General features: G+C 64.8%; 14 protein-coding genes. 9 read left to right on the top strand and 5 right to left on the bottom strand.

The genetic code is table 11. The features are described from left to right. Positions 1-67 precede the first annotated feature (67 nt). Complete coding sequence (gene pobA, locus M2343_RS07130) at positions 68-1,234, top strand: 4-hydroxybenzoate 3-monooxygenase (RefSeq protein ID WP_264576115.1); 1,167 nt, start codon at positions 68-70, stop codon at positions 1,232-1,234. A gap of 156 nt (positions 1,235-1,390) precedes the next feature. Continuing rightward, on the top strand, positions 1,391-2,032 hold the full coding sequence (locus M2343_RS07125) for an RBBP9/YdeN family alpha/beta hydrolase (RefSeq protein ID WP_264576114.1): 642 nt from the start codon (positions 1,391-1,393) through the stop codon (positions 2,030-2,032). 25 nt (positions 2,033-2,057) lie between these two features. On the opposite strand, the gene M2343_RS07120 is transcribed toward M2343_RS07125, so the two are convergent. Beyond that, positions 2,058-2,807, bottom strand: a complete 750-nt coding sequence (locus tag M2343_RS07120; protein ID WP_264576113.1) for an SDR family NAD(P)-dependent oxidoreductase — start codon at positions 2,805-2,807, stop codon at positions 2,058-2,060. 357 nt (positions 2,808-3,164) lie between these two features. Between M2343_RS07120 and M2343_RS07115 the strand changes: the two genes are divergently transcribed. Continuing rightward, a complete protein-coding gene (locus M2343_RS07115; RefSeq protein ID WP_264576112.1) occupies positions 3,165-4,817 on the top strand; it encodes an alpha-amylase family glycosyl hydrolase in 1,653 nt (550 codons plus the stop codon). Positions 4,818-5,037: 220 nt separating this feature from the next. Here the strand turns inward: M2343_RS07115 and M2343_RS07110 are convergent, their stop codons facing one another. Then, positions 5,038-5,784 (bottom strand): glutathione S-transferase family protein, encoded by a 747-nt coding sequence (locus tag M2343_RS07110; RefSeq protein WP_264576111.1) that lies wholly within the window; start codon positions 5,782-5,784, stop codon positions 5,038-5,040. A 50-nt stretch (positions 5,785-5,834) separates the two neighbouring features. Between M2343_RS07110 and M2343_RS07105 the strand changes: the two genes are divergently transcribed. Beyond that, the gene (locus tag M2343_RS07105) at positions 5,835-6,719 is read left to right on the top strand and encodes an SDR family NAD(P)-dependent oxidoreductase (protein ID WP_264576110.1); all 885 of its coding nucleotides are present in this window, start codon (positions 5,835-5,837) and stop codon (positions 6,717-6,719) included. 83 nt (positions 6,720-6,802) lie between these two features. Here the strand turns inward: M2343_RS07105 and M2343_RS07100 are convergent, their stop codons facing one another. Continuing rightward, positions 6,803-7,714, bottom strand: coding sequence for a TauD/TfdA dioxygenase family protein (locus M2343_RS07100; protein WP_264576109.1), 912 nt, complete (start codon positions 7,712-7,714; stop codon positions 6,803-6,805). Positions 7,715-8,140: 426 nt separating this feature from the next. Here M2343_RS07100 and M2343_RS07095 point away from each other — a divergent pair, with 426 nt between their 5' ends. From M2343_RS07095 to M2343_RS07075, 5 genes are all read left to right on the top strand, one after another. Next, positions 8,141-9,619 (top strand): aldehyde dehydrogenase, encoded by a 1,479-nt coding sequence (locus M2343_RS07095; protein WP_264576108.1) that lies wholly within the window; start codon positions 8,141-8,143, stop codon positions 9,617-9,619. Between the two features lie 11 nt (positions 9,620-9,630). Then, positions 9,631-10,512 (top strand): hypothetical protein, encoded by an 882-nt coding sequence (locus M2343_RS07090; protein WP_264576107.1) that lies wholly within the window; start codon positions 9,631-9,633, stop codon positions 10,510-10,512. 32 nt (positions 10,513-10,544) lie between these two features. Continuing rightward, positions 10,545-11,042 (top strand): DUF3237 domain-containing protein, encoded by a 498-nt coding sequence (locus M2343_RS07085; protein WP_264576106.1) that lies wholly within the window; start codon positions 10,545-10,547, stop codon positions 11,040-11,042. 156 nt (positions 11,043-11,198) lie between these two features. Next, on the top strand, positions 11,199-11,405 hold the full coding sequence (locus M2343_RS07080) for a hypothetical protein (RefSeq protein ID WP_264576105.1): 207 nt from the start codon (positions 11,199-11,201) through the stop codon (positions 11,403-11,405). Beyond that, a complete protein-coding gene (locus M2343_RS07075; protein WP_181559252.1) occupies positions 11,402-11,635 on the top strand; it encodes a hypothetical protein in 234 nt (77 codons plus the stop codon). Before M2343_RS07080 ends, M2343_RS07075 begins: the two co-directional genes overlap by 4 nt. Before the next feature lie 18 nt (positions 11,636-11,653). On the opposite strand, the gene M2343_RS07070 is transcribed toward M2343_RS07075, so the two are convergent. Further along, positions 11,654-12,058: a nuclear transport factor 2 family protein gene (locus tag M2343_RS07070; protein ID WP_264576104.1), complete on the bottom strand. Its 405-nt coding sequence runs from the start codon at positions 12,056-12,058 to the stop codon at positions 11,654-11,656. After that, a complete protein-coding gene (locus M2343_RS07065; RefSeq protein WP_264576103.1) occupies positions 12,055-13,005 on the bottom strand; it encodes an SDR family oxidoreductase in 951 nt (316 codons plus the stop codon). The genes M2343_RS07070 and M2343_RS07065 overlap by 4 nt, the downstream gene beginning before the upstream one ends. Positions 13,006-13,036: the final 31 nt, after the last annotated feature.

The following is a 13,036-nucleotide window of genomic DNA, read 5'->3' as shown; positions in this document are numbered from 1 at the left end:
CAACTGTCCCTTCCCAAATGCGCGTCGCCAGGCAGATATGCGGTCAAGAGTCTGCGAGGAGGATGGAATGACACAGGTGTGCATCATTGGCGCTGGGCCGGCGGGTCTGCTGCTGGGGCATCTGCTGCGGGCTGAGGGCATCGACTGTATCGTGCTGGAGCGCCAGACGCCGGACTATGTGCTCGGCCGCATCCGCGCCGGCGTGCTGGAGCGCGTCACCGTCGAGCTGATGGAACGACTTGGCCTCAATGCGCGGCTGAAGGCCGAGGGCCTTGTGCACGATGGCTTCAACCTGGCCGATGGCGAGCGGCTGATCCGCATCGATATCGCCAAGCTCACCGGCGGCCATGTCGTCGTCTACGGCCAGACCGAACTGACCAAGGACCTCATGGATGCCTGTGATGAGCGGGGGCTGGAGGTCGTCTATGGCGCTGCCGATGTCGCCCTGCACGAGATCGAGAGCGACACGCCTTATGTTACCTATAGCAAGGACGGTCGCGAACACCGCGTGGATGCGCGCATCATCGTCGGTTGCGATGGCTATCATGGCCCCAGCCGTCAGGCGATCCCGGCCAGCGCCGGCCAGTCCTATGAGCGGGAATATCCCTTCGGCTGGCTCGGCATCCTCGCAGATGTGCCGCCCTGCAATCACGAGCTGATCTACGCCAATCACGAACGCGGTTTCGCGCTGGCCTCCATGCGCAGCGAGACGCGCAGCCGCTATTATGTCGACGTGCCGCTGACCGAGAAGATCGAGGACTGGCCGGATGAGCGCGTGTGGGACGAGTTGGCGATCCGCCTCGGGCCGGATGCCGCGGCGCACATCACCCGGGGCTCGGCGTTGGAGAAGTCCATCGCGCCACTGCGCTCCTTCGTCTTCGCGCCGATGCGCCATGGCAGCCTGCTGCTCTGCGGCGACAGCGCCCATATTGTGCCGCCCACCGGCGCCAAGGGCCTTAACCTTGCCGCCAGCGACGTGCATTATGCCGCCTCAGCGCTCAGCGCCTTCTTCAAGCGCAACGATGCCGATGCCGTCGCTGGCTATTCGGACAAGGCTCTGGCCCGCGTCTGGAAAGCCGAGCGGTTCAGCTGGTCGCTGACGCGCCTCATGCACCGCTTCCCCGAAGACGGCCCCTTCGAGCGCGCCATGCAGGTTGCCGAACTGGACTATATCGCCGGCAGCGTCGCCGCGCAGACCAGCATCGCCGAGAATTATGTGGGACTGCCGGTGTAATCAGTAACGGCATCATTCATGGGGGAACCACGTGGCCGCATCAGCGCACGCTCCACCGCAATCATATTGTCAACTTAAACGTTAGACATTATACCGTGAGACGATCGGGACGTAGACCGAGCCGACTGATCTGCCCTGAGAACAGGAGTTTTGATCATGGATCATGTCACATCCACATTGTCGACCCCGCTGGTCCTCACCGTACCGGGATTGGACGGCAGCGGCCCCGCGCATTGGCAGAGCATTTGGGAGCGTGAGAGCGAGGAGTGCGGCCGTGCCGACCTCGGCAATTGGGCGCGGCCCAACCGCACGCATTGGGTGAGCAAGCTCAATCTGGCGATCCGCAGCGCGGGCCGGCCGGTCATTCTGGCGGCGCACAGTTTGGGGTGCCACGCCGTCGCTGCCTGGGCTGCGATGGAGCGGCCGGACTTCGGCTATCCGGTTGTCGGCGCGCTGCTCGTTGCGCCGCCCGAACTGGATCTGGCACCGCTGGATGAGCGGCTGGAGCCATTCGCTCCGGCCTCACGCGCGCCATTGCCTTTCCCCTCGATTTTGGTGGCGAGCCGCGACGATCCATACATCCAATACCACCGGGCAAGGCGTCTCGCCCAGTTCTGGGGCAGCCGTTTTGCCGATGCCGGCGCAGTCGGCCATATCAACGCGGCGTCTGGCCTCGGCAGCTGGGGATTTGGGCGCTTCCTCCTGGCCCGGCTCCACGGGGCTGGGCGCAAAGATAGGCACGGAACAGCCGCTTCAGTCTGGCCGATGGAAAGCGCAAGCGTCGATCTCTCGGCCTGATCCTGCTCGAAGGCCTCGCTCGGGGCTAAAGCTCCACGCAGCCGCCGTCCACATACAGGTCGATGCCGGTGATGAAGCTGGCTTCGTCCGAGGCGAGGAACAGCACCGGGCGCGCAATCTCCTCCGGCGTGCCCATGCGCTTCATTGGGATGGCGTCGGTCATCAGCGCGCGCATGCCCGCCACGGCCTCGGGGGGGAGACCAGAGCGGTTGATGATGGGCGTCTCGGTCGGACCGGGGCTGACCATGTTGACGCGGATGCCCCGTCCGATCAGCTCAGCAGCGAGCGTACGCGCCACCGCGCGCAGCCCCGCCTTCGCCGCCGCATACATGGCATTGCCCGGCACCGCGGCGACCGACCCTATCGAGCCGGTGATGACGATGGCGCCGCCCGGTGTCTGCCCCATCAGTGGCAGGGCCTTCTGAACGGCAAAGAAGCAACCGCGCAGATTGACGTTGTGCACCTCGTCCCACTGCGCCGGGGTCACCTCTTCCACGGGAGCGAAGGCACCGATTCCGGCATTCACGAACAATATGTCGATCCGCCCATGCGCCGCGCGGATGGCATCCAGCACGGCATCGTTGCTGTCGATCTGCGCGATATCCGCCTGGAAGCCCTGCGCGCCGGGAATCGCCGCCACGGTCTCATCGATGGTCGCCTGCGACCGCCCAGTGAGGAACACATGCGCGCCCTCGGCAGCAAATCCTTGCGCGGCGGCACGCCCGATCCCGCTGTTGCCGCCAATGACGAGCACAACCTTGTTCTGAAACCGCATCGCTCTCTCCCGTTGATTTTGTCCGGAGCCTAAACGGATGAGGGCGAAAGGCAAATGAGGGATTTGAGGCTATTCCTCAGCGAGCACTGACCGCCTTCATTCAACGACTTTCAGCACTCGCATCCCCTTCGTCCGGCTGGTGAGGTGATATTGGCGGCAGAGGGCGCAGCGATAGGGGCGGAGCGTAATCGTTGCGCGGAGCGCCACCGCGCGGGCGTCCGCTTCGGTGGCATAGCGCTTCTTTTTGGCGCAAATCCCAGCTCTTGTTCGCATTCGTCCCTCGTTCCGGGTGGCTTGCAGGCTGACGGCTATCCGACGCAATTGCCAGCGCACGACTTCCCATGCAGTTTGGCGCGGATGAGCGAGAATCACCAGCCTGCCGCCACCAGCCTTCCCGTCAGCCAGCGCGCGCCCGACACGCTGCCCTGGTGGCAGGGCGCGACGATCTACCAGATCTATCCGCGCAGCTTTGCCGATTCCAACAACGACGGCATCGGTGATCTACCGGGGATCACCGCGCATCTGGATCATGTCGCCAGCCTGGGCGTGGGCGCGATCTGGCTCTCGCCCTTCTTCACCTCGCCGATGCGGGATTTCGGGTACGACGTTGCCGATTATTGCGACGTCGACCCGATCTTCGGCACGCTCGCCGATTTTGACGCGCTGCTGGCCCGCGCGCATGAGCTGGGACTGCGGGTGATCATCGATCAGGTCTTTGCCCATACCTCCGATCGGCACCCCTGGTTCCAGGCCAGCCGATCCGATCGGCAGGGCGACCATGCCGGGTGGTACGTCTGGGCGGACCCTAAGGCGGACGGCTCGCCGCCTTCCAACTGGCAGAGCGTGTTTGGCGGGCCAGCCTGGACCTGGGATGCCCGGCGGCGGCAATATTATTTCCACAATTTCCTGCGCGAGCAGCCGCAGCTCAACGGGCATCATCCGCAGGTCCAGCAGGCCTTGCTGGATGTTTCGCGCTTCTGGCTGGACCGCGGCGTCGATGGCTTTCGGCTGGATGCGCTCAACTTCCTGATGCACGATCCGCGCCTGCGCCCCAATCCGCCGCACCCGAACCAGGCCGGGCAGCGCACGCGGCCGTTCGACTATCAGCAGCGGCGCTACAATCAAGGGCACCGCCATATTCCGCGCTTCATCGAGCGGGTGCGCGCGCTGATGGACAGCTATGATGACCGGTTCACGGTTGCCGAGATCGGCGGGGACGAGGCCCTGCGCGAGATGAAGCTCTACACCAGCGGCGAGAACCGGCTGAACACCAGCTACGGCTTCGATTTTCTCTACGCCGACGCGCTGACCCCGCGCGTGGTGGCGGATGCGATCGGCCAGTGGCCGGACCGCGCCGGCATGGGCTGGCCGAGCTGGGCATTCGAGAACCATGATGCGCCCCGCGCCGTCACCCGCTGGCTGCCGGACGAGGCGGACGCCGAGACGCGGGCGCGGTTCGCGGCGATGAAGATGCTGCTGCTCAGCTGCCTGCGCGGCAACATCTTCCTCTATCAGGGTGAGGAACTGGGACTGACGCAGGTGGATGTGCCGTTCGAGGATTTGCAGGATCCCGAGGCCATCGCCAACTGGCCGCTGACCCTCAGCCGCGACGGCGCCCGCACGCCGATGCCTTGGAAGGGTGACGCGCCTCATGCCGGCTTTTCGAGCGGGAAACCGTGGCTGCCGGTGGGGGCTGACCATCCGGCCCTGGCTGTCGACAAGCAGGAGGCAGAGCAGGGATCGTTGCTCCATCTCACCCGCGCGCTGCTCGCCTTCCGCAAGGATCAACCCGCTTTGCGCTGGGGCGCCATCCGCTTTCTGCAGGTCGATGAGCAGGTGCTGCTGTTCGAGCGGCGCTTTGGCGAGCAGCGCCGGCTTTGCCTGTTCAATCTGGGGACTGAGCCTGCGCCTTGGCCCAAGCGGCTCGGTCTGGCGGCGCCATTGATGCAGGTCGGCGGCGCAGGACAGGGCGATCTGCCGGGCTATTCAGGCTGCGTTCTGGAGCCCTGATCGCCTGCGCTTCGGTTGGTCAGGGGGAGATCGCTTGTCCGTCAGCCGGGGCAATCCGGTATCGCTGCAGCACGAAAACGGCCGGGAAGGCCGGGCTGACGGACAAGGCCATCGCTCTCATGCATGAATTAGCTTAACCGGAGCCTAACGGGAACTTTCGCGATAGAAAAATGTGCGAAAAGGCACAGTGACCCGCAGCAGAAGAGGCGGCGGCGTGCCTTCAATCCTTGCGGGAGACCATGCCGGTGTGGTCCGGCATCGCCAGCGCTGCCGCCACGCCCGGGCGAGCCTTCATCCGCGCCATCCACGCCATGGCCTGCGGCGTGCGGGTTTCGTTCCACAGATCGGGGTAGCTGCGCGGCATGGAGACGGCCATGGCGAAGACGGCAATGTCCGCCAGCGTGAACATGCCGCCGACCAGCCAGTCATGGCCTGCGAGCGCGCTTTCCACCCGGTCGGTCACGTCCTCCAGATTGGCGCGCCAGCCCTCCAGCTCCCGTTCGGAAAAGCCGCCCTTGGCCGCCAGCTCCCATTTATCCCGCTTTTCCTTGAGGGGGATGCGCTTGAGCCGCGCCTCGAACTCGCCCTCGGGCAGCGCTTTGGCCATGCCGGGGATCACCCGATGCCAGGCGAGGAAGGAGAGGGACGGGCGGAACACCTCATCGACATATTTGGTCCAGATGCGCATCTGCCCCTGCAGATAGGGATCGGCCGGCTTGAGCGGCGGGCCATCGAAGGCGTCGTCGATATATTCGTTGATGACCGTCGATTCCGTCAGCACCCGGCCGTCGTGCACAAGCGTCGGCACCTGTCCGGCCGGGTTGATTGCGACATAGGCCGGCGCATGCTGCTCGAACTTCATCAGGTTGATGTAATGGCTGGTGAAGGGCACGCCTTTCTCATGAATGGCCTGCAAGACCTTCAGGCTGTTGGAAGCCGGCTCGCCATGATAGAGGTCCACGGTCATTGGTTGTAAATCCCCATAATAAGAGTGGTAGCCATGAGGCGAGGAGAGGCATGAAGACAGTAGCAGGCACGATGGCCTTCATCACCGGCGGCGCGAGCGGCATCGGCCTTGGCATGGCGCGCGCGCTGGCGGCGCAGGGCGCCAAGATCGCGGTGTGCGATGTGCGCGCCGATCATCTGGCGCAGGCGGCGCAGGTCGCGGCGGACGAGGGCTGGGCGGATCGCTTCCGCGCGCTCCAACTCGATGTGCGAGACCGCGACGCCTTCGCCGCTGCGCTGGACGAGGCCGAGGCCGCGCTGGGTCCGCTGCAGATCCTCATCAACAATGCCGGCATCGGCATCCAGGGCCCGGTCGATGAAGCGACCTATGCGGATTGGGATTGGGCAATCGGCGTCAATCTGATGGGCGTGGTCAACGGCCTCGTCTCGGGCCTGCCACGCATAAAGGCGCACGGGCTGGGCGGGCATGTCGTCAACACCGCCTCGCAGGGCGCGATCATGCAGGCGCGCGCTACGCGTGGCGTCTATGCGCCAACCAAGGCGGCGGTCATTTCCATGACCGAGCATCTCAAGCTGGAGCTGGATGCCAAGGGCAGCAGCATGGGGGGCAGCAGCATGGGAGGCGGCGCGATCGGCGCCACGGTGGTGTGCCCGGGCCCGGTGCGCACCAATATCGAGGAGACCGAGCAGCATCGCCCGGCGGAGTTTCAGGTGGATACGCCCTTCCGCCACCGGGACGAAACGCCGCCCCCCGGCGCCCTGCCGCCAACGGCGCCGGGTTTCTGGCTCGACCCGTTGACCGTCGGTGAGATGACCGTGGACGCGATCCTCACCGGCAAGCTCTATGTCATCACCCACCCGGCCTTCATCGGCTCGGTGAAGGCCCGTCATGCCGGCATCGAGGCGGCGATGGCGGAGGATTATCTGCCGCGCTGAGGCCATGGCGCGCGGCGGGGCGCCAAGCCGGGCGTTGCCGGGCATGGCGCCACTCAACACGCAGTTGAGAACCGCACAGGCGCTCAGTGCGCCGCCTCGGCCTGACGCCGGCGGAACTCATAGGTGTCGCCTTCCTCGCCGCTCTCGTTGAGCGTCGCGCGGCGCATGTCGCGGCGATATTGGTCCGTCTCCAGCGGTGTCGCGGCGTGCAGGGCATAGCGATTGTCCCAGATCACGATGTCGCCGACCGTCCACTGGTGGCGATGGATATATTTGGGCTGGGTCACATGGGCGTACAGCTCTTCCACAAAGGCATGGCCCTCATCGTCGCTCATGCCGACCACGCCCACGCAATGCCCGCCCACGAACAGTGCCTTGCGCCCTAGCGGCGCCTCACGCACCAGCGGATGGTGCACCGGCGGCATCGGCATCGCCGCCTTCATTTCCTCGGTGACCTCAAGCCCGGCATATTGGCGGCCGCGCCAGAAATCGTGGATGCCGGTCATGCCATCCACCTTGTCCTTCATTGCCTGCGGCAGATCGTCATAAGCCGCGCGCAGATCGAGGAACAGCGTGTCGCCGCCAACCTCCGAGGGCGGGCACTCCACGCCGCGCAGCATCGACCATTTGGAGGGCAGAGGGTTGAACGAGCTGTCCGCATGAAAGCGCTCGGCACCCTTGGCGATGTTCGCATTGGCCGGGGTCAGCGGCTTGATATTGCCATCAGGATCGAGATTGCCGGCAGAAAACAGCTCCGGCGCGATCCGGCCCGCCGGGCGCTTGCCATAATTGGGCGGATATTCCAGCGGCCCGAACAGCCGGGCGAAGCGGATATGCTCCTCATCCGTGATCGGCGCGTGCCGCACGACGCAGACGATGTGCTTGTCCATCGCATCCTGCACCGCCTGGCGCAAATCCTCGGTCGGCTCGGCCTTGAGGTCCGCCCCGACGATCTCGCCGAAGAACAGGGGATGAAGCTGATTGACGGTGATCATGGGCGTCCTCTCTCGTCTCTCCCGCCTGTGCTTGCTTGAGTCTGCGGCGGTTATCGGCAGGGAGTGTGAGCCGGTTACAGGATCGAGTCAATATGGTTGGATTTTTCAATCATTGGGATGCTTGGTGTTGGCGAGCGATGCGCAAAAAGACTGCCCACGATAGTCGCGAGCGGCCGTCGGAAATTCGTCCACACTAAGTTTGACGGCCCGGCACCGAAAGCGCCGGCGCCGAGTTGCCATCGGGCGAAGTTTTCTGTCAGACAAAGTCAACATTATCACAACGGCGCCACCGCTTTCCCCTTGCACCGACGCCCGCAATCCTTAGCATTCGCGCCATCGAATCCGGCGGCGTGCAGGTCGCCAGCGTCCGGGCCGTCCGCTCCCCAGAAGGCGGCGGCGCCGGGCATAAATTGAAGGAGAGAGAGCGTGGCAGGACATAATCCCGAAGGCGTGTTCGTGAAGGAGCCGGGCAAGGTCTGGATCAACGGGCAATGGCGTGCGCCCAGTAGCGGGCGGTTCATCGAGCTGGTTTCGCCCAATACCGAGCAGGTCGTCGGTGCCGTGGCGGAAGCCGATGAGGCGGACATGGACGCCGCCGTCGCCGCCGCTCGCGCTGCCTTCGACCACGGTCTGTGGCCGCGCATGAGCGTTGCCGAGCGCAACGAGATCATGAAGAAGATCACCGCGCATCTGCAGAGCCGCGCGAGCGAGCTGGCCAAGGCCTGGACCGCGCAGATGGGCGGCTTGGCAAGCTTTGCGCCCGGCATGGTCGCCGGCGCCACCATGCAGTTCGACCAGACTCGCGAGGTGGGTGCCAATTTCCAATATGTCCAGCAGCGCGAGACGCAGGCCGCAGCCGCCGCCTATCTCGTCTATGAGCCGGTCGGCGTGGTCGCTTCCATCGCGCCGTGGAACGGGCCTTATGGCATCATGGCCTCCAAGGTCGCCAATGCGCTCATCACGGGCTGCACGGTGATCATGAAGCCCTCGCCGGAGACGCCGCTGGAGGCCTATATCATCGCCGAGGCGTGCGAGGCCGCGGGCGTGCCGGCGGGCGTTGTCAATCTCGTCTGCGGCCATCGCGAGGCGAGCGATCATCTCGTCTGCAATCCCGGCGTGGACAAGGTGAGCTTCACCGGCTCCACCGTGGCCGGCAAGCGCATTGCCAGCGTGTGCGGCGAGCGGATCGCGCGCTGCACGCTGGAGCTGGGCGGCAAGTCCGCCGCCATCGTGCGCGACGATTTCTCGGCCGAGGAGACCGCCAAGCTGATGACGCAGACGATCAGCCTGCTCTCGGGTCAGGTCTGCGCGATGCTCAGCCGTCTGATTGTGCCTCGCGGCCGGCAGGACGAGATTGCCGATGCCATCGCGGCGGAAATGCAGAAGGTGAAGATCGGCTATTCGGACGATCCGACGACGCAGCTTGGCCCTCTCGCCATGAAGCGGCAGCTCGAGCGGGTGGAAAGCTATATCGAGGAAGGCAAGAAGACCGCCGACCTGGTGACCGGCGGCAACCGGCCCAAGCATCTCAACCAAGGCTATTTCATCGAGCCGACCTTGTTCAAGAATGTCGATAACAAGTCGCGCATCGCCCAGGAGGAAATCTTCGGTCCCGTCCTCAGCATCATCCCGGTGGATAGTGAAGACGAGGCGATCGCGGTTGCCAATGACAGCAATTTCGGCCTCTCGGGCTCGGTGCTGACCAAGGATGCGCAGGCCGCCTTCGACGTCGCCCGGCGCATCCGCACCGGCGGCATCGGCCAGAACGGGCTGAAGGTCGATTGGGGGCTGCCCTTTGGCGGCTACAAGCAGTCCGGCATCGGCCGCGAGGGCGGCGTGGACGGGCTGATGGCCTATCTGGAGGTCAAGGCCATGTATATGGACGCGCCGGTCAACGCTGCGTGAGCCAAAAGGGGATGAGCCGCGCGTCGCTCTACGATGCGCTGGAAGCCTATCTCGCGTCGCTGGGGCACAAAGACCCCGGCGCCGTGAACTGGGCGCCCGATCCGTTCATCACCGAGAATAATGTCCGCCTGAAGCCGGACGATGGCTTGTGGGGCACCATCGAGCGGCTGGGCGACTATCGCCTGATGTTCGCCGACGAACAGACGCGACAGGTCGGCTTTTTCGGCACGGCGGTCGAGCCGCTGGACGAGAGCGCATACACCGTGCGCCTCGGGCTGGACGAGGCGGGCCGGGTAGCGGAGACCGAGACCATCGTGGTGCGGCAGGTCGATAGCTCCCCGGTGTTCGAGAACCAGCGCTTCTATGACAAGCCGATCCTCAACGCCGCCGTCGAGGCGCCCGTCTCCCGCGCAGAAATGATCGCCTTGTCAGACGGTTATTTCGAGACCTTGCAACTGAATGACGGCACGATCCGCACGAAATTCCATCCCGACTGCAACCGCGTCGAAAATGGCGTGCAGACCACCAACAACCCCGAGTTCGCCAAGCTAGTGCCGGTCGCCGGCCTGCCGTGCGAGGCGCAGTTCCGCACCGGCAATTACCGCTATGACGATCGCCTGCGCGGCCGCCGCTTTCCGCTGGTAGACGAGGAGCGGGGGCTGGTGCTGGCTTATGGTTTCATCGATCATTGCGGGCGGCTGGATCATTACACGCTGACCGACGGCACGCAGGTCCGCTCGCACATTCGCCGGCCGCATAGCTATTATCTCGCTGAGCTGTTCAAGATCGATCACGGCATGATCTGCCAGATCGAGGCCAATTTCATCACCGTGCCCTATCATATGCCCAGCCCGTGGGATGCCTGCCCGGAGGCGGGTGCCCGCGCCGCCTGATCACCCGCCGCCTGATCGTCCAAGGAGCCGCCATGTCGTTCTCGACCCTCGACCAGCCCGTGCTTGAGTTCGCCTTCGAGTGCCGTCTCATGTTCACGCGGGTCTTTGGCGTCCCCAATGTCCACAATGGCGGCTTCCGCTCGGCGGTGCTGGTGGATGAAGGGCATTTCGAGGGACCGCGGCTGCGGGGGCGGGCGGTGCCCAATTCCGGCGGCGATTACGCCCATTTCCGCGATGACGATACCGCCGTGTTCGATGCCCGCTATCTGCTGGAAACCGACGATGGCGAGATCATCTACATGCAGAACAAAGGTTATCTCTGGGGTCGCAGGCCGGACTCCATGGCAAGGCTGCGCGCCTGGGCCTTCGAGGGCGGCGAGCCGGTCGCGCATGAGGATTATTATCTGCGCGCGCAGCCGACCTTCGAGACGAGCAAGGGCAAATATGACTGGATGACCCGCCATGTCTTCGTGGGCGTGGGCGAGCGCAAGCCGGATGGCAATCTGGTGCGCTATTATGCGCTGACCTGATCCGCGTGCGGTGCGCTGGGCTGTTGCCGAGGCGATTGCGTGCGACAGATGACACATTAGCTGCTAGGGCGGCGCCATTAGCGCGAACCCTGCTCGCAAGCTGTCGCGATAACTGAGAGACCGTCGTGCTCCCGCTTGCCGTGTCGGGAGACGCTCATGGAAGATTTCAATCGCCTTTTGCACGATCAGCAGCGCGCGCTGATCGATGCCCAGTTCGCCGGGTGCAGCCAGCGCCATTATGCCGCGCGGGAAGCTGCCTGCTCTGTATCCGCCCGCATCAAGGCGCATCCCTATCCTTACCGTCTGCGCTCGGCCACGGCCATGCGCGCGGTGTTCGCGCAGCAGGGGAGTCTCGCCGCATGAGCCGCGTCGTCATCCTCGCCGCCCCGGAGGCGGATGTGCTGGCTTATTGTGCTAAGGCTGGCATCGGCCTTTCGGTAGTCGAGCCACTGCCCAGCGGCCAGACCCGCGCCGTTCTCAACAATGTCATCGATGCCGACAAGGTGCGCAAGGGCATGAAGGCGATGGTCGTCAGCGGCCCGGTCGCACGCTCGCCGCTCTATGTGAGCCGCACCCAGTCGCCCTATCGCTAAAGCCGGTCGCCGCGCCGGTCAGCCGGGCGGCGGCGCCAGCGCGCAGGCCACATCCGCGATCAGACCGTCGCGCAGGGTGTAGAAGATGAACTGTCGCATCTCCTGCACCTCGCCGGCCTTGATCGGGAACAGCCCGCCCGCGCCATTTGCATCGAGCGTCGCCCGATCGAGGTCGCGATAGGCCGCGATGCGCACGATGGCGTCGACGGCCGTTAGGGTCTCGCTCGACGCGAAGTTGAGCACCCGCACGCTCTCATGAACATGGGCGTGGAGGAAGCTGTAGAAGCGCTTCATGTCCTCGCGCGATTGCAGCGCGACGCCGAAGAAGCGCATGTCCATCGGCTCTGCGTAAAAGTCGCAGACCGCGTCATAGTCCTTGGCGTTGAACGCCGCGAGATAGCGCTCGTAATCGGCGCGGTTCATGCCGGTTGCGCCGCCGTCGCGCCACGGCCGGCCTCGACCAGCATCGCGCGATTTTCCTCGATCATCTGGCGGACGGAGCGGGCTGGGCGGCCGGTCAGGGCCTGCACGTCATCGGTGCGCAATTCCAGATAGCCTTCGCGGATCGCGCGGCCGAAGGTCACCATATCGTCGCTGTTCCAGGGAATGCCGCTCACATATTGGTCATCGACCGGGCGCCGCGGAATGCCCATGCTGTCGAAGATCGCATATTGCTGCGCGTCGTCGACGGGAATGTGCTCCACCGGGCAGCCCGTGATCTGCGTGATGAGCGCGGCAACCTCGCCAAAGGTCTGCAACTCCGGCCCGGTGATGTTGTAGACCTTGTTCTCATGGCCCGGCGTGGTCATCGCGGCGACGGCACAATCCACGCAATCGTCGCGCCACACCATCGCTTCGCGGCCCTCGCCGGCATTGCTGAACCATTTGCCGGTGGCCAGTACGTTCGGGCCGGCCATCAGGATCATGGCATCGGCATAATGTGCGTCGCGCAGCGCAGTCCACGCCATGCCGGAGGCGCGCATCGCCTGTTCCGTCTCGATATGGTCGTGGCGCACTTCTGCCGGGTTGTTCGGGTCATCGATGCCGATGAAGCTGGTGTAGAGAATATGGCGCACGCCGACGGCCGCGGCCGCATCGATCGCCGCCTTGTGCTGGACAACGCGAGCGCCGACCCGCGTGCCGGAAATGAGCAGCATCTTCTCCGCGCCCTGCACAGCGGCGGCCAGCGTTTCGGGCTTGTCATAATCGCCATAACGCACGTCGCAGCCCTGCGCGGTGCGGTCTGCCAGTCTGTCCGGCGATCGGCTGATGAGGATGAGCTGGTCTGCCAGTCCTTTCTCGATCAGCCGATCCGTGGCGGCCCGGCCATATTGGCCCGAGGCACCGGTAATGACGATCTTGCCTGACATGCGTTTAGCCTCTCCTTTTCCGGTCTTGCTT

Source organism: Sphingobium sp. B8D3B, from assembly GCF_025961875.1.
Taxonomy (GTDB): Bacteria; Pseudomonadota; Alphaproteobacteria; order Sphingomonadales; family Sphingomonadaceae; genus Sphingobium.
Note: the sequence above shows the minus strand (reverse complement) of the source record. Positions and strands in the feature narration are given on the sequence as shown.